The organism is Pseudomonas alcaligenes (assembly GCF_041729615.1).
In the GTDB taxonomy this organism is placed as follows: Bacteria; Pseudomonadota; Gammaproteobacteria; order Pseudomonadales; family Pseudomonadaceae; genus Aquipseudomonas; species Aquipseudomonas alcaligenes_B.
The window spans coordinates 3,416,541-3,431,261 of the sequence record NZ_CP154874.1; the positions used below are offsets into that span (position 1 = coordinate 3,416,541).

Here is a 14,721-nt window from a genome sequence, read left to right on the forward strand (position 1 = left end):
CATCTATAAGGAAGCGCCGGACCACGACCCGGCGCAACTGCGGAAAAGCTGCGGACGACTCTTCACGTCGTTCCGCGGTGGCCGGCAGCGCGGCGGGCCACGAAAAGGCGCCGCAGTATAGCGCGGCGGCTTGCATGGGCACAGCCACGCACACTGGCCGATGGTCGAGGGGCGCGCTATCAATTTTGTGATCACGGGGGTAGAGTTGGGCAAGGTGCCAGTACGGGACGGAGCCCATGAGCACGAGCGTTCCAGGCGTGACAAAGCGTGGTCTGCAAAGCCTCTTGCTGAAGCGTTTCGGCATGGCGGTGGCGAGCTATGCCCTGGTGTTGCTGCTGCTGTGGGTTGCCGTGTGGACGGGCATCTTCAGTGGCGGCCTGCAGGCGGCACTGCTCTGCACCGGCCTGGTCGTGGCCAGCCAGCTGGTCTTCTATGCCCTGCTGCGCAGCGGGCGCAACCTGCGTTTCGTCGACCCCAGCCTGACCGAGGCACAGATCCTCGTCGGCCTGCTCCTGCACACGGCCCTGCTGGCCCAGCTCGATGGCGCGCGGGGCAGCCTGCTGATGTTCTACCTGATCATCCTGATGTTCGGCGCGTTCCAGCTGCGCCCGGCGGTGTTCGTGCGCTGCGCCGCCATCGCCTTCTTCGCCTTCGCCGGGCTCAACCTGTGGGAGGGCTACCAGATGCGCCTGGCCGACCCCGCCCAGGCCCTGCTGCAATCCTGCGCGCTGTTCATCGGCCTGACCTGGCTGAGCCTGTTCGCCAGCTATGCCCAGGCGCTGCGCCAACGCATGCGCCAGCGCCGCTACGCGTTGCAGGCGCACCAGGACACCCTGCGCGGCATGATGCGCCAGCTGGAAGACCTGGTTGCCACCGACGAGCTGACCGGCCTGTTCAACCGCCGCCACTTCCTGCGCCTGGCCGTGCGCGAGCTGGACAACCTCGACCATGGTCGCCAGCACGGCCTGGCGCTGATCGACCTGGACCACTTCAAGCGCATCAACGACGTGCACGGCCACGCCGCCGGCGACCGCGTGCTGCAGACCTTCGCCGCGGTGGCGCGCGCCTGCCTGCGCGACGGCGACGTGCTGGCCCGCTACGGCGGCGAGGAGTTCGTCCTGCTGCTGCCCAACACCGACGCCGACCAGTTCACCAGCTGCTGCGAGCGCCTGCGCGAGGCCTTCGCCAATGCCCGGCCGGTGGGCGTGCAGGTGAGCAACCTGAGCCTGTCCGCCGGCATGACCCTGCTCAGCGCGGGCGACGAGCTCGACGAGGCCCTGCAACGGGCCGACCAGGCGCTGTACCGGGCCAAGCGCGGCGGGCGCAACCGCTGCGATGCAGCCTGGGAGGGCGCCGGTGCCTGAATTGAAAGCCGCCGGCCAGTCCTGTTCGGTGACTCCTGGCAGCAACCTGCTCGATGCCCTCAACGGCGCCGGCCTGCGCGTGCCCTACAGCTGCCGCTCCGGCAGCTGCCATGCCTGCCTGGTGCGCTGCGTGCGTGGCGAACCGCTGGACGAGCAGCCGCAGGCGCTGAGCGCGGAGCGCCGCGAGCAGGGCTGGCGCCTGGCCTGCCAGTGCCGGGTGGCCGGTGACCTCGAAGTGCAGCTGTTCGACCCGGCCCGCGACGGCCTGCCGGCGCGGGTGCAGACGCTCGACTGGCTGAGCCCCACGGTGCTGCGCCTGCGCCTGCTGCCGGAGCGGCCGCTGCGCTACGCCGCCGGCCAGCACCTGGTGCTGTGGGCCGGGGAGGGGGTGGCGCGGCCCTACTCGCTGGCCAGCCTGCCGGGCGAGGAGCCCTGGCTGGAGTTCCATCTGGACTGCCGGCGCAGCGGCGCCTTCAGCGACATCGCCCGCCAGCTGCGCCCGGGCGATGCGCTGCGCCTGGGCGAGCTGCGCGGTGGCGCCCTGCACTACGATCCGGACTGGCAGCAGCGGCCGCTCTGGCTGCTGGCCGCCGGCACCGGCCTGGCGCCGCTGTGGGGGGTGCTGCGCGAGGCGTTGCGTCAGCATCACCAGGGCCCCATAAGGCTCATTCACCTGGCCCATGACGGCGCCGAGCACTATCTGGCCGAGCCGCTGCAGGCACTGGCCGCGGCCCATCCGCAGCTGCAAGTGCAGTTGGTGGCGACGTCCGAGCAGGCGGAGGTTTTGGCACAACTGCGGCTTGTTTCGCGGCAGACCCTCGCCTTACTCTGCGGCTCCCCCGCCAGCGTGGAAGCCTTCGCCCGCCGCCTGTTCATCCTCGGCGTGCCGCGCAACCAGGTGCTGGCCGATCTTTTTCTGCCCCACGCCTGATCGGGGCCTTGCCCCGGAGTTGCCATGAGCGAACACATACTGGTCGAGCGCGAAGACGGCCTGCTGACCCTGCGCCTGAACCGCGTAGACAAGAAGAACGCCCTGACCCGCGCCATGTACAGCCGCATGGCCGAAGTGCTGGACGCCGCCAATGCCGACCGCACGGTGCGTGTCGTGCTGATCACTGGTGGTCCGGAGTGCTTCACCAGCGGCAACGACGTGGCGGACTTCCTGCAGGCGCCGCCCACCGGCATGGACAGCCCGGTGTTCCAGTTCATGCGCGCGCTGTTCGACTTCGCGAAGCCGGTGGTGGCCGCCGTGGCCGGCCCGGCGGTAGGCATCGGCACCACGTTGCTGCTGCACTGCGACCTTGTTTACGTCAGTCGCGATGCCAAGCTGCGCACGCCCTTCGTCAACCTTGGCCTGTGCCCGGAGTTCGGCTCCAGCCTGCTGTTGCAGCAACTGCTGGGGCCGGCCAGGGCCGCCGAGGTGCTGCTGCTGGGCGAGGCCTTCACCGGCGAGCAGGCGGCCGAGTGGGGCATCGCCGGTGCCGCCCTGGAGGATGGCCCGAGCACAATGGCCAAGGCCCGCGAGATGGCCCGGCGTTTCCTCGACCTGGCGCCTTCGGCGGTGGCCGACAGCAAGCGCCTGATGCGTGCGCCGGGGCGCGAGCAGCTGCGCCAGGTGATCGAGGAGGAGGGCGCTTTGTTCGGCCAGCGCCTGCGCTCGCCGGAGGCCATCGAGGCACTGAGCGCCTTCATGCAGCGGCGCCAGCCGGACTTTTCCCGCTTCGCCTGAGGCCGCCGGGGCCAGTCGTCTGAACTGCCGCCTGTTCCGCGCGCCTCAGGGGTGCTCCCAGGGCGCGTCCGCCAGGCGCTGCTGGAGGAAGTCGCACAGCGCCAGGACCTTGTGCGAGGCGCGGCTGGAACGCGGGTACAGGGCGTAGATGGCATAGGCCGGCGGCCGTGCCTGCGGCAGCACCTCGAGCAGCGCGCCCGAACGCAGGTGCGGCTGCACGATGAAGCTCGGCAGCAGCGCCAGGCCCTGGCCGGCCAGTGCCATGGCGCACATCGCCTCGCCGTTGTTGCTGGCGAAGCGCCCGCGCGGCGTCAGGCTGAGCAGGTCGCCGCTCGAGTCGCGGCTGTCGAACGACCAGAACTGCCCCGAGACCACGTTGCTGTAGCCGATGCAGTCGTGCTCCAGCAGTTCCTCGATGCGCTGCGGCACGCCGTGCCGGGCGGCGTAGGCGGGGCTGCAGCAGAGCAGGCGTGCGCTGCTGGCCAGCTTGCGTGCGATCAGTGCGCTGTCGCCGATGTGCGCGACGCGCACGCACAGGTCGTAGCCCTCGCGCTCGAAGTCGCTGATGCGGTCGTCCAGGTGCAGGGTGATTTCCAGCTGCGGGTGCAGGGCCATGAACTCGGCGAGCAGCGGCGCCAGCCAGAGCGTGCCGAAGCTCATCGGCGCGAGCATGTGCAGGCGCCCGCGCAGGCCGCTGTCGGTGTAGGTCGCCGCCTCGGCCGCCTGCTGCAGTTCGCGCAGGGCGTCCTTGGCCTGGCGGTAGAAGCCCAGGCCGTTCTCCGTCGGCCCCACCTTGCGCGTCGAGCGGTGCAGCAGCTTGGCGCCCAGGCGCTGCTCCAGGTCGCTCAGGCGCTTGCTCACCACCGATTTGGACAGGGCCAGATCCTCCGCGGCGCGGCTCACGCCGCCCAGCTCCACCACGCGCAGAAAGGTCTCGATCTCCTGCAGGTCCAGTTTCATGGCGTTCGTTCCCGAGTGTGAGATTGGCCAAGGATAGCGTTGGTATGGCGGCGGATTGTTCTGTTCTAGCGAAAAGCTATTTGCCCATTTGCCGGGACGTCAGGGCCCCCGCCAGCGGCTAGGCTGAGAGTTCATCGATTCCGATGCCCACTTCGCCGCAACCCCACGGGAGGTTCACCATGTCCTTTACCTACAAGCGCCTGAACAAGGACGACGCCGTCGTGCTGCTGGTCGACCACCAGGCTGGCCTGCTGTCGCTGGTGCGCGACTACAGCCCGGACGAGTTCAAGAACAACGTGCTGGCGCTGGCCGACATCGCCAAGTTCTTCAAACTGCCGACCATCCTCACCACCAGCTTCGAGCAGGGCCCCAACGGCCCCATAGTGCCTGAGCTCAAGGCCATGTTCCCGGATGCGCCCTACATCGCCCGCCCTGGCCAGATCAACGCCTGGGACAATGCCGACTTCGTCAACGCGATCAAGGCCACCGGGCGCAAGCAGCTGATCATCGCCGGCGTGGTGACCGACGTGTGCGTGGCCTTCCCGACCCTGTCGGCCCTGGCGGAGGGCTATGAGGTGTTCGTGGTCACCGACGCCTCCGGCACCTTCAACACCTCGGTGCGCGACGCCGCGCTGACCCGCATGGCGCATGCCGGTGCACAGTTGCTCAACTGGTTCAGCGTCGGCTGCGAGCTGCACCGCGACTGGCGCAACGACATCGAGGGTTTCGGCGGCATCCTCGGTGGCCACCTGCCGGCCTACGCCAACCTGATCCAGAGCTACAACCAGAAGTAGCCGGGCGCCCTCCAGCAAAAAGGCCGCTCATCGAGCGGCCTTTTTCATGCTGCACGGCATCACACCAGCGGGTCGCCGACGTGCAGGATCTTCATGGTGTTGGTGCCGCCGGTGCCGTGGTAGCTGTCGCCCTTGGTCAGGATCACCCAGTCGCCGGGTTCCACCACGCCGCGCTTGAGCAGCTCGTCCACCGCCGCCTGGCTGACCTTGTTGGCCGGCAGGGCGGCCGGGTCGAAGGGCACGGTGTACACGCCGCGGAACAGCGCCACGCGGGCCTGCGCCTCGCGGTGCGGGGTGAAGGCGAAGATCGGGATCGACGAGCGGATGCGCGACATGATCAGCGGGCTGTAGCCGCTCTCGGTCAGGCTGATGATGGCCTTCACACCCGGGAAGTGGTTGGCGGTGTACATGGTGGCCAGGGCCACGCTCTCGTCGCAGCGCTCGAAGGTGCGGCCGATGCGGTGGCTGGACTTCTGGCTGGTCGGGTGCTTCTCGGCGCCCAGGCACACGCGCGCCATGGCCTCCACGGCCTCCACCGGGTACTCGCCGGCGGCGCTCTCGGCCGACAGCATCACCGCGTCGGTGTAGTCCAGCGCGGCGTTGGCCACGTCGGAGACTTCCGCGCGGGTCGGCATCGGGCTGTGGATCATCGACTCCATCATCTGCGTGGCGGTGATCACCGCTTTGTTCAGGCGGCGGGCGTGGGCGATGATCTTCTTCTGGATGCCGACCAGCTCGGCGTCGCCGATCTCCACGGCGAGGTCGCCACGGGCCACCATCACCGCATCGCTGGCGCGGATCAGGCCGTCCAGCGCGGCGTCGTCGGCCACCGCCTCGGCGCGCTCGATCTTGGCCACCAGCCAGGCGTTGCCACCGGCCTCGGTGAGCAGGCGGCGGGCGTATTCCATGTCGGCGGCGTCGCGCGGGAAGGACACGGCGACGTAGTCCAGCTCCATCTCGGCGGCCAGCTTGATGTCGACCTTGTCCTTGTCGGTCAGGGCCGGGGCGGTGAGGCCGCCACCACGGCGGTTGATGCCCTTGTTGTCGGACAGCGGGCCGCCGATCTCGACGCGGCAGTGCAGCTCGTCGGCGCCCTTGAGTTCGACGCGCATGACCACGCGACCGTCGTCCAGCAGCAGCTCGTCGCCGACGTCGCAGTCCTGGATCAGCGCCGGGTAGTCGATGCCCACCACCTCCTGGTTACCGGTGGTGCGCGAGTGGGTCGCCGACAGGCGGAACAGGTCGCCGTCCTTCAACTCGATGCGCTTGTTCTCGAACTTGGCGATGCGGATCTTCGGCCCCTGCAGGTCGCCGAGCAGCGCCACGTGGCGCCCGTGCTTGGCCGCCAGCTCGCGTACCAGGGCAGCGCGGGCCTTGTGGTCGTCGGCGCTGCCGTGGGAGAAGTTCAGGCGGGCCACGTCGATGCCGGCGACGATCAGGCGCTCCAGCACTTCCGGGGAGCTACTGGCGGGGCCGAGGGTGGCGACGATTTTGGTGCGGCGCAGGGTCATGCGGTAACTCCATTCTCAATGCGTGCGGCGAGGCTACTACGGCCTTGCACTGTAGTCATTGTTCGCTTGCACTACCTGGTCGGCTGCAGAAAGTCGCGCGGCGGCCGATACTCTGCGCAGTGGAGGAAACCGACCATGCGTACCCTGATCCTGCTTCTCGCCCTGGCCAGCCTGGCCGGCTGCAACCGCATCTCCCTCGACCGCCACCTGGACGAGGCCTACAAGCACTACAACGTCGGCGACTGCGACCAGGCCCTGCTCGACCTGTCGCGCGCCGAGCGCACCAGCCGCTCGCGCAGCTACGTGCAGCCGGAGATTTCCCTGCTGCGCGGCCAGTGCCTGGAACGGCAGAACCTGTTCGTCGATGCGGCGCAGACCTACGAGTTCATCATCAACCGCTACCCGGGCAGCGAGTACGCCTACCGCGCGCGTGCCAGGCTGGAGACCCTGCGCCAGCTCGGGCATCATCAGGCGAGCGAACCGGCCAAGGCGACTCCCGCATCCCTCTGATGCGGCCGCCAGTCGGCCGACTGTCAGGGAGAGGGGCGCGGCGCTAAGCTGCGCCAGAGGAGGGAGTCCACATGCGTCATCTGCTATTCATCGTGCTGCTTGCGCCGGCCCTGGCCAGCGCGGAAATCTACCGCTGGACGGATGCCCAGGGGCGCGTGCATTTCGGCGAGCGCCCGGGCGGGGCCAATGCCGAGACCGTCGAGGTCAAGCCGCAGGTGGTCGAGCGCGATGCCGCCACCCTCGAGCGCGAACGCCGCACCCAGCAGTTCTACGATGCCCGCCGCGAGGAGCAGGCCCAGGCCGCGACGCGTGCCGCTGCCGCGCGTGCCGAGCGCCACCAGGAGTGCAGCGAACTGCGCCGCCGGTTGGCGCAAATCAGCGAGGATGGCCGCTACTTCAGCTTGGAAGCCAACGGCGAGCGCCGCTACTACAGCGACGACGAAATGGCCAGCGCCCGTAGCCGTCTGTCGTCCCGCATCGCCGAGCGGTGCGGTTGACCCTGGCCGGGTGGCGGCAGGCCGACCATACTCCAAGACCCAGCTCTAGCGAATGGCCACCATGCATACCCAGCGCCGCATCGAACGCCACCAGCTGCCTTACTACCTCAAGGTGTTCAACCGCATCACCGACAAGCCCATGGGCTACATCGGCAATGTCTCGCTGGACGGCCTGATGCTGATCAGCCAGCTGCCCATGCTGGTCAACGCGCGTTTCGACATGCGCCTGAAGATCCCCGGCCGCGACGGCCGCGTCCATCCCATCGACTTCGCCGCCACCTGCCAGTGGAGCCGCGAGGACGTCACCCCCGGCACCTTCGACTCCGGTTTCGCCCTGGTGGCGCCGCCGGCCGAGTACGTCGAAATGGTCGATGCCCTGCGCCTGTACTTCAGCTTCCACCCTTTGGCCGCCTCGGCCTGAACTGACCCGGTTCAGGCAATCCAGGGCAGGATGATCTCGTCGCTGCGGCGGATGCCCGCGGTCAGCTGCCGGCATAGGTCGAGGAACTCGCGCATGGCGGCGGTCTGGTACTTCTGCTTGTGCCAGATGAAATAGAACTGGCGGGTGAGGTCCAGTTCGGGCGTTTCCACCGGCACCAGGCTGCCGCGGCGGAAGGCATCGCGCAGCGACAGGCGCGAAATGCAGCCGATGCCCAGGCCCGATTCCACGGCGCGCTTGATCGCCTCGGTATGCTCCAGCTCCAGGCGGATATTCAGCTGCGAGGAGTGATGACGCATGGCCTGGTCGAAGGTCAGCCGCGTACCCGAGCCCTGCTCGCGCAGAATCCAGGCCTCCCGGGTCAGTTCGGCCATGCTCGCGCTGCCGCGTTCGGCCAGCGGATGGCGCGGTGCGCAGAACACCACCAGCTCGTCCTCCACCCAGGGCTGCACCTCGATGTCCGGATGCTGGCAGTCGCCCTCGATCAGGCCCAGGTCCAGGTCGTAGTGCGCCACCTGCTGCACCACATGGGCGGTGTTGTGCACATGCAGCTTCACCCGGCATTCCGGGTGGCGCTGCATGAAGCTGCCGATCAGCAGGGTGGCCAGGTAGTTGCCCACGGTCAGGGTGGCGCCGACTTCCAGCGAGCCGAAGCCGGTCTTGCCGCTGAGCAGGCGCTCGATCTCGCGGGCCTGGTCGAGCAGGGCCACCGCCTCCGGCAGCAGCTGCCGGCCCAGGGCATTGAGCGACAGGCGCTTGCCGGCACGGTCGAACAGCTGGCAGTCGGACTGCCGCTCCAGCTCACTGAGCGAAGTGCTGGCCGCGGACTGCGACAGGGCAAGGGATTCGGCCGCGCGGGAAACGCTTTCCTGCTTGGCCACGGCGACGAAGACTTCCAGCTGTCTGAGCGTGAATTTCATATCTATATAACCAATAAACCATATCTTGATAATCCACTTAACAGATATTGTGGCCCTCCCTAGAATGGCGCGCAATCCTGCCGGCCCCGGCACAGCAAGCTATCGAAGGAAACAGCATGAGCAACATGAACTCGGAACGCGTACTGAGTGTGCATCACTGGAACGACACCCTGTTCAGCTTCAAGTGCACCCGCGATCCGGGCCTGCGCTTCGAGAACGGCCAGTTCGTGATGATCGGCCTGCAGCAGCCCAACGGTCGCCCGCTGATGCGCGCCTACTCCATCGCCAGCCCGAACTGGGAAGAGCACCTGGAGTTCTTCAGCATCAAGGTGCCGGACGGCCCGCTGACCTCGCAGCTGCAGCACCTCAAGGAAGGCGACGAGATCATCATCAGCAAGAAGCCCACCGGCACCCTGGTACTCGATGACCTCAACCCTGGCAAGCACCTGTACCTGCTCAGCACCGGTACTGGCCTCGCGCCCTTCATGAGCGTGATCCAGGACCCGGAAACCTACGAGCGCTTCGAGAAGGTCATCCTGGTCCACGGCGTGCGCTACGTGAACGAAGTGGCCTACCGCGAATTCATCACCGAGCATCTGCCGAAGAACGAATTCTTCGGTGATGCCCTGAAAGACAAGCTGATCTACTACCCGACCGTGACCCGCGAGCCCTTCGAGAACCAGGGCCGCCTGACCGACCTGATGCGCAGCGGCAAGCTGTTCGCCGACATCGGCCTGCCGCCGATCAACCCGCAGGACGACCGCGCCATGATCTGCGGCAGCCCGAGCATGCTCGACGAGACCAGCCAGGTGCTCGACAGCTTCGGCCTGAAGATCTCCCCGCGCATGCGCGAGCCGGGCGACTACCTGATCGAGCGCGCCTTCGTCGAGAAGTAAGCGTCAGTCGCTGCATACACAAACCCGCCAATCGGCGGGTTTGTCGTTTCTGGCCAGGGCTCGGCTGGCGTAGCCCGGATGCAATCCGGGGCTGCCCTCAGCCCAGTACCACTTCCAGTACGCGGATGCGCCCGGGCCCGGGGTAGTGCCAGCGCACCTGCACGTCCCACAGCAGCACGCCGTAGCGGCGTTCCGGCTCCGGCACCTGGTAGGCCGGGCGCGGGTCCTGGCGCAGGCATTGCTCGATCAGCGCCACCAGCGGCTCGCCCAGGCGCAGCGCATGCTCGTGGGCCTGGGCCAGCGCGGCTTCGTGCCACTCCAGGGCTACCTGCGGTGGCGGCGCCTCGGCAATGCGGTTGAACGCCTCGGGTACCTGGTCGGCGTAGGGCACGTAGGGTTTGATGTCCAGCACCGGCGTGCCGTCCAGCAGATCGATGCCGGACAGCCACAACCGACCCGGCTCGACCCGCTCCAGCTTCACCACCGACTGGCCGATGCCGTTGGGCCGGTGCGTGGCCCGGCTGGCGAACACACCGATCGACTGGTTGCCGCCCAGGCGCGGCGGTCGCACCTTGAGTCGGGGCTTGTCCTCCAGCGCCTGGTGGAAGAGAAACAGCAGCCACACATGGCTGACCTGCTCCAGCCCCGCCACCGCCTCGGCACGATCGAACGGCGCCACCAGCTCCAGCACGCCACGGGCGGCCGGGGCCAGCTGTGGCTGGCGGGGAATGGCGAACTTCTCCTTGAAGCAGGAGCGCAGGTAGCCGACGGGGGTAACGGAGTGGGGCATGACGACACGCTATTCGGGGAACCTGCGCATGGTAGCCGAAGCGGCGGAGCGCGGGGCGTGCTGGTGTGCTGACGGGGCGCCCCACTGACTCGGTGCCGAGTAACCAATATTGTCTTGGCGCCTGACGTTTGGTTAAGGGGCCGGCGTTAGCCGGTCCCGAGTGAGCGAAGCGAGCGACTTGAACCAGTTGTTAGATTTGGCGCACGTACTCATTACGGAATAATACGAATACCGCTAGATGGGGATGCACTGCCAATTAATACTGAGTCTGAACTGAAAATTCGGATTTCACGTGGTTTCCCTTCAACACAAGCATCCGTATTTGCGACAGCTTCGATAAATTGTCGTTTTTGGTCAGGGTTATTTTTTAGAAGTGCCCAGTGTTCTGGGCGTACGTGGACAAGTACCGGTTCTTTGTCAGTGTTCCACACGGATATTTCTTGAAGTTGGGTAAAAGCTTTGTATGGGTCACCTTTTGCGCAGATTGCTTCAAGGTCAGAGTTGGTGGCACTTTTCTCTGTTGCGGCTGTAGGGGCTGCTTGTTTGTTAGGTTTAATTAAGTTTCCCAAGAAGCCAGCTGCGATTATTACCCCGATGATCATGGGCCAGTTTGTTTTGCGTTCTGTGGTTGGTATTTCTGTCGAGGTTGCGTTTGGGGTCGTTGACCCTTTGATCAAGCCAAAAAGGCCAACAGGGATCATTATGATACCCACAACTAGTAAAATTTCTGAGGACGGAAACTTTACTAAGAAAGGCAGAACAAAAAGCAGACCGCCGATAGCAAGAAGTTTTATTGCATTTTTGCGTTGCATGGAGGCTCCTGTAAATCTAATTATAAGTAGACGACACAAGTGGCGTAATTTTTTCCGCCACTTGTGTCGCATAACGTTCCTTGTCGTCCAGCAAGTCCTTGTCTAGCCTGCAGTTGGCATCAGGAGATGCGACATGAATCAGGGAGCAACAGCGACATGGATGACAAGCCCAGACTGCTCGATCAGGTACGCGAGCAAATTCGCCTTCGACACTATTCGATTCGCACCGAAGCTGTCTATCTGGAGTGGGTCAAGCGCTTTATCCGCTTTCACAAGTATCGCCATCCGCAGGAGATGGGAGCCCCGGAAGTCGAGGCTTTCCTGAGTGATCTGGCGGTGCGCCGGGATGTTTCGGCTCCGACGCAGAACCAGGCGTTGTCGGCGATTCTCTTCCTTTATAAGCAGGTCTTGCAGATCGAACTGCCGTGGATGGATGGCGTGATTAGGGCGCGCCGGCCGCAGCGCCTGCCGGTGGTGTTGACTCGGGAGGAGGTGGCGAGCGTGCTGGCGCAACTGGACGGTACGCTGTGGTTGATCGCCAGCCTGCTGTATGGCTCCGGCATGCGCTTGATGGAAGTGTTGCGTTTGCGGGTCAAGGATGTGGAGTTTGCCCGCCTGGAAATCCTGATCCGCGATGGCAAGGGGCAGAAGGATCGGGTGACCATGCTGCCGCGCAAGCTCGCTGCGCCCCTGGAGTTGCATCTGCAAAGGGTGCGGGCCCTGCACGAGCAGGATCTGCAGGAGGGCTATGGCCGGGCCAATTTGCCGCATGCCCTGGCGCGCAAGTATCCCAACGCGGCTGCCGAGTGGGGCTGGCAGTTCGTGTTTCCGTCGGTCAATCGCTCGGCCGACCCGCGTTCCGGCGGCATATTCCGTCATCACTTGCACGAGAAGACCATCCAGCGGGCGATTCGCAATGCGGTGCGCCGGGTCGGCCTGCACAAGCCTGCCACGCCTCATACCCTGCGCCACTCATTCGCCACACATCTGCTGGAGAGCGGGCAGGACATCCGTACGGTGCAGGAGTTGCTCGGCCACGCCGATGTGAAGACCACGCAGATCTACACCCATGTGCTCAATCGCGGTGGCCTGGGCGTGCTGAGCCCGCTCGACCGGGCATGAAAAAGCCCCGCATTGGCGGGGCTGTTTTCGCGGCGCTATACGGTCAGACCAGCTCGGCCCAGAGGTCGTACTCGTCGGCATCCACCACGCGCACGCGCACCTTGTCGCCGGGTTGCACTGTGGTGGAGTCGATGAACACGCTGCCGTCGATTTCCGGTGCATCGGCCCAGGAGCGGGCGACGGCGCCTTCGTGGTCGACTTCGTCGATCAGCACTTCGATCTCGGTGCCGATCTTGCGCTGCAGGCGGGCGGCGCTGATGGCCTGCTGGTGGGCCATGAAGCGGTCCCAGCGCTCCTGCTTGACCTCGTCCGGTACCGGCTCCAGGCCCAGGTCGTTGGCCGGGGCGCCTTCCACCGGGCTGTACTGGAAGCAGCCGACGCGGTCGAGCTGGGCTTCGGTCAGCCAGTCCAGCAGGTACTGGAAGTCTTCCTCGGTCTCGCCGGGGAAGCCGACGATGAAGGTGGAGCGGATGGTCAGCTCCGGGCACATCTCGCGCCAGCTCTTGATGCGCGCCAGGGTCTTGTCCTCGAAGGCGGGGCGCTTCATGGCCTTGAGCACTTTCGGGCTGGCGTGCTGGAAGGGGATGTCCAGGTAAGGCAGCAGCTTGCCGGCGGCCATCAGCGGGATCACGTCATCGACGTTGGGGTAGGGGTAGACGTAGTGCAGGCGTACCCACACGCCCATGCTGGAGAGCGCCTCGCACAGCTCCTTCATGCGCGTCTTGACCGGCTGGCCTTCCCAGAAGTCGGTCTTGTACTTGAGGTCGACGCCGTAGGCGCTGGTGTCCTGGCTGATCACCAGCAGTTCCTTGACCCCGGCCTTGACCAGGCGCTGGGCTTCGGACAGCACGTCGCCGACCGGGCGGCTGACCAGCTTGCCGCGCATGGACGGGATGATGCAGAAGGCGCAGCTGTGGTTGCAGCCCTCGGAAATCTTCAGGTAGGCGTAGTGGCGCGGGGTCAGCTTGATGCCCTGCGGCGGCACCAGGTCGACGTAGGGGTTGTGGTCGGCCTTGGGCGGGATCACCTCGTGCACGGCGTTGACCACCTGCTCGTACTGCTGCGGGCCGGTGACGGCCAGCACACTCGGGTGCACGTCGCGGATGGCGTTCTCGGATACGCCCATGCAGCCGGTGACGATCACCTTGCCGTTCTCGGCGATGGCTTCGCCGATGGTGTCCAGCGACTCGGCCTTGGCGCTGTCGATGAAGCCGCAGGTGTTGACCACCACGACGTCGGCATCCTGGTAGGTCGGGACGATCTCGTACCCTTCCATGCGCAGCTGGGTGAGGATGCGTTCGGAGTCGACGGTGGCCTTCGGGCAACCCAGGGAGACGAATCCGACTTTCGGTGTGGCGGTGGACATCGGTGGCTAACCTCGAGCGGGCGCTCGCGGGCGCCTCTGATCAAAAAGTGCGCAATTCTAGCGGCGCCCGCGAGGCTTTTCCAGCACTGTCGGTCGCTGTTCAGCGCCCCGGCAGTATGCGCGTCAGGGTGTTGTCGCGGCTGACGTAGTGATGGAGCAGGCCGGCGGCGGCGTGCAGGCCGATCAGCCAGTAGCCGGCCTCGGCGATTTGTCCATGCCAGTGCTCGAGCTGCTCACCCAGGTCGTGGTTCGGTTCCATCAGCGGCGGCAGCTCCAGGCCGAAGAAGGGAATCGGTTTGGCAAAGGCGCTGAGGATCAACCAGCCGAGCAGCGGGGTGCAGATCATCAGGCCATAGAGTGCCAGGTGCATCAGTTTGGCCGGGATCGCCTGCCAGGCCGGAATGGCCGGGACTATCTTCGGCGTGGGCGCGATGAGCCTGGCCAGCAGGCGCAACCAGACCAGGAAAAAAATGCTCAGGCCGAGGATGAAGTGGGTCTGCTTCATCAACTCGCGGCCATCCGAACCCTTGGGGAACAGACCGCGAAACTCCATGGTGAAGTACACGGTGGCAATCATCACCAGCATCAGCCAGTGCAGGGCGATGGACAGGCTGCCGTAGCGCCGCTCGTCATTTTTCCAGCTCATCTCGTTTCCTCGTGGGGTGGAGCGTCGGGCAAAGCTTAGCCCGGCAAAGCTTAAGGAATGCTGAGGGAGGTCAAGGGAGGGTGGACGCGGGGCCCGTGGGCCCCGTTCCAGCGCCGGCCGGGTAGGCTGGCGCATGGCACCGAGGTGCCGGTAGGGAAGGCGCGCCGCACCGGGTGGGTAACCCCCTGTGCAGGTGTGCGACGCGTGGCGTCCGACGCGGCCGAGCCGCGGCATGGCCGGTTTGGGCGCTCTGGCGGAGCTCCCGGGTGTGAATCTGGCTTTCCTGGGGGCGTTGGCGGCGCAAGCATGCCGCGCCAGGCTTTCACCCCGCTTTCATGCCCTCGTCCACCCGGTGCGGATGGGCG

General features: G+C 66.0%; 16 protein-coding genes. 9 read left to right on the forward strand and 7 right to left on the reverse strand.

All coding sequences use genetic code 11. The features are described from left to right. Window positions 1-236: 236 nt before the first annotated feature. The 3 genes from AAG092_RS16470 to AAG092_RS16480 are packed head-to-tail and all read left to right on the forward strand — an operon-like array spanning window position 237 to window position 3,093. Entirely contained in the window at window positions 237-1,364 is a 1,128-nt protein-coding gene (locus AAG092_RS16470; RefSeq protein WP_373387509.1) for a diguanylate cyclase domain-containing protein, read from the forward strand. Next, entirely contained in the window at window positions 1,357-2,295 is a 939-nt protein-coding gene (locus AAG092_RS16475) for an iron-sulfur-binding ferredoxin reductase (RefSeq protein WP_373387510.1), read from the forward strand. Before AAG092_RS16470 ends, AAG092_RS16475 begins: the two co-directional genes overlap by 8 nt. Before the next feature lie 24 nt (window positions 2,296-2,319). Next, on the forward strand, window positions 2,320-3,093 hold the full coding sequence (locus AAG092_RS16480; RefSeq protein WP_373387511.1) for an enoyl-CoA hydratase-related protein: 774 nt from the start codon (window positions 2,320-2,322) through the stop codon (window positions 3,091-3,093). A 45-nt stretch (window positions 3,094-3,138) separates the two neighbouring features. Here AAG092_RS16480 and AAG092_RS16485 read toward each other — a convergent pair whose 3' ends face one another. Next, window positions 3,139-4,053: a LysR family transcriptional regulator gene (locus AAG092_RS16485; RefSeq protein ID WP_373387512.1), complete on the reverse strand. Its 915-nt coding sequence runs from the start codon at window positions 4,051-4,053 to the stop codon at window positions 3,139-3,141. 179 nt (window positions 4,054-4,232) lie between these two features. Here AAG092_RS16485 and ycaC point away from each other — a divergent pair, with 179 nt between their 5' ends. Further along, window positions 4,233-4,847 carry an isochorismate family cysteine hydrolase YcaC gene (gene ycaC, locus AAG092_RS16490; protein ID WP_110681617.1) on the forward strand — a complete coding sequence of 205 codons (615 nt, stop codon included), beginning with the start codon at window positions 4,233-4,235 and terminating at the stop codon, window positions 4,845-4,847. 59 nt (window positions 4,848-4,906) lie between these two features. Here ycaC and pyk read toward each other — a convergent pair whose 3' ends face one another. Continuing rightward, on the reverse strand, window positions 4,907-6,358 hold the full coding sequence (gene pyk / locus AAG092_RS16495) for a pyruvate kinase (RefSeq protein ID WP_373387513.1): 1,452 nt from the start codon (window positions 6,356-6,358) through the stop codon (window positions 4,907-4,909). Window positions 6,359-6,493: 135 nt separating this feature from the next. Between pyk and AAG092_RS16500 the strand changes: the two genes are divergently transcribed. The 3 genes from AAG092_RS16500 (at window position 6,494) to AAG092_RS16510 (ending at window position 7,786) form a co-directional block, all read left to right on the forward strand. Then, complete coding sequence (locus AAG092_RS16500) at window positions 6,494-6,868, forward strand: tol-pal system YbgF family protein (protein ID WP_110681619.1); 375 nt, start codon at window positions 6,494-6,496, stop codon at window positions 6,866-6,868. 71 nt (window positions 6,869-6,939) lie between these two features. Continuing rightward, window positions 6,940-7,365, forward strand: a complete 426-nt coding sequence (locus AAG092_RS16505) for a DUF4124 domain-containing protein (RefSeq protein WP_373387514.1) — start codon at window positions 6,940-6,942, stop codon at window positions 7,363-7,365. 61 nt (window positions 7,366-7,426) lie between these two features. Further along, window positions 7,427-7,786 carry a PilZ domain-containing protein gene (locus AAG092_RS16510; protein WP_373387515.1) on the forward strand — a complete coding sequence of 120 codons (360 nt, stop codon included), beginning with the start codon at window positions 7,427-7,429 and terminating at the stop codon, window positions 7,784-7,786. Between the two features lie 11 nt (window positions 7,787-7,797). On the opposite strand, the gene AAG092_RS16515 is transcribed toward AAG092_RS16510, so the two are convergent. Beyond that, on the reverse strand, window positions 7,798-8,724 hold the full coding sequence (locus AAG092_RS16515; protein ID WP_110681621.1) for a LysR family transcriptional regulator: 927 nt from the start codon (window positions 8,722-8,724) through the stop codon (window positions 7,798-7,800). A 116-nt stretch (window positions 8,725-8,840) separates the two neighbouring features. On the opposite strand from AAG092_RS16515, the gene fpr reads away from it, so the two are divergent. After that, window positions 8,841-9,620: a ferredoxin-NADP reductase gene (gene fpr / locus AAG092_RS16520; protein ID WP_110681622.1), complete on the forward strand. Its 780-nt coding sequence runs from the start codon at window positions 8,841-8,843 to the stop codon at window positions 9,618-9,620. 97 nt (window positions 9,621-9,717) lie between these two features. Here the strand turns inward: fpr and tsaA are convergent, their stop codons facing one another. Then, entirely contained in the window at window positions 9,718-10,410 is a 693-nt protein-coding gene (gene tsaA, locus AAG092_RS16525) for a tRNA (N6-threonylcarbamoyladenosine(37)-N6)-methyltransferase TrmO (RefSeq protein ID WP_373387517.1), read from the reverse strand. A 212-nt stretch (window positions 10,411-10,622) separates the two neighbouring features. Next, on the reverse strand, window positions 10,623-11,222 hold the full coding sequence (locus AAG092_RS16530; RefSeq protein ID WP_373387518.1) for a hypothetical protein: 600 nt from the start codon (window positions 11,220-11,222) through the stop codon (window positions 10,623-10,625). A 156-nt stretch (window positions 11,223-11,378) separates the two neighbouring features. On the opposite strand from AAG092_RS16530, the gene AAG092_RS16535 reads away from it, so the two are divergent. Beyond that, on the forward strand, window positions 11,379-12,344 hold the full coding sequence (locus AAG092_RS16535; RefSeq protein ID WP_373387520.1) for an integron integrase: 966 nt from the start codon (window positions 11,379-11,381) through the stop codon (window positions 12,342-12,344). A 43-nt stretch (window positions 12,345-12,387) separates the two neighbouring features. Here AAG092_RS16535 and rimO read toward each other — a convergent pair whose 3' ends face one another. Both rimO and AAG092_RS16545 read right to left on the reverse strand, forming a co-directional pair. Further along, window positions 12,388-13,710, reverse strand: a complete 1,323-nt coding sequence (gene rimO / locus AAG092_RS16540) for a 30S ribosomal protein S12 methylthiotransferase RimO (RefSeq protein ID WP_373387521.1) — start codon at window positions 13,708-13,710, stop codon at window positions 12,388-12,390. Between the two features lie 100 nt (window positions 13,711-13,810). Then, window positions 13,811-14,356 carry a cytochrome b gene (locus tag AAG092_RS16545; RefSeq protein WP_373387522.1) on the reverse strand — a complete coding sequence of 182 codons (546 nt, stop codon included), beginning with the start codon at window positions 14,354-14,356 and terminating at the stop codon, window positions 13,811-13,813. Window positions 14,357-14,721 lie beyond the last annotated feature (365 nt).

What these genes read in the sequence shown, in the direction of transcription:
- tsaA (WP_373387517.1), bottom strand. Translation starts at nt 10,410, where the DNA reads ATGCCCCACTCCGTTACCCCCGTCGGCTACCTGCGCTCCTGCTTCAAG.
- ycaC (WP_110681617.1), top strand. Translation starts at nt 4,233, where the DNA reads ATGTCCTTTACCTACAAGCGCCTGAACAAGGACGACGCCGTCGTGCTG.
- fpr (WP_110681622.1), top strand. Translation starts at nt 8,841, where the DNA reads ATGAGCAACATGAACTCGGAACGCGTACTGAGTGTGCATCACTGGAAC.
- AAG092_RS16535 (WP_373387520.1), top strand. Translation starts at nt 11,379, where the DNA reads ATGGATGACAAGCCCAGACTGCTCGATCAGGTACGCGAGCAAATTCGC.
- pyk (WP_373387513.1), bottom strand. Translation starts at nt 6,358, where the DNA reads ATGACCCTGCGCCGCACCAAAATCGTCGCCACCCTCGGCCCCGCCAGT.
- AAG092_RS16480 (WP_373387511.1), top strand. Translation starts at nt 2,320, where the DNA reads ATGAGCGAACACATACTGGTCGAGCGCGAAGACGGCCTGCTGACCCTG.
- AAG092_RS16545 (WP_373387522.1), bottom strand. Translation starts at nt 14,356, where the DNA reads ATGAGCTGGAAAAATGACGAGCGGCGCTACGGCAGCCTGTCCATCGCC.
- rimO (WP_373387521.1), bottom strand. Translation starts at nt 13,710, where the DNA reads ATGTCCACCGCCACACCGAAAGTCGGATTCGTCTCCCTGGGTTGCCCG.
- AAG092_RS16515 (WP_110681621.1), bottom strand. Translation starts at nt 8,724, where the DNA reads ATGAAATTCACGCTCAGACAGCTGGAAGTCTTCGTCGCCGTGGCCAAG.
- AAG092_RS16500 (WP_110681619.1), top strand. Translation starts at nt 6,494, where the DNA reads ATGCGTACCCTGATCCTGCTTCTCGCCCTGGCCAGCCTGGCCGGCTGC.
- AAG092_RS16530 (WP_373387518.1), bottom strand. Translation starts at nt 11,222, where the DNA reads ATGCAACGCAAAAATGCAATAAAACTTCTTGCTATCGGCGGTCTGCTT.
- AAG092_RS16505 (WP_373387514.1), top strand. Translation starts at nt 6,940, where the DNA reads ATGCGTCATCTGCTATTCATCGTGCTGCTTGCGCCGGCCCTGGCCAGC.
- AAG092_RS16510 (WP_373387515.1), top strand. Translation starts at nt 7,427, where the DNA reads ATGCATACCCAGCGCCGCATCGAACGCCACCAGCTGCCTTACTACCTC.
- AAG092_RS16485 (WP_373387512.1), bottom strand. Translation starts at nt 4,053, where the DNA reads ATGAAACTGGACCTGCAGGAGATCGAGACCTTTCTGCGCGTGGTGGAG.
- AAG092_RS16470 (WP_373387509.1), top strand. Translation starts at nt 237, where the DNA reads ATGAGCACGAGCGTTCCAGGCGTGACAAAGCGTGGTCTGCAAAGCCTC.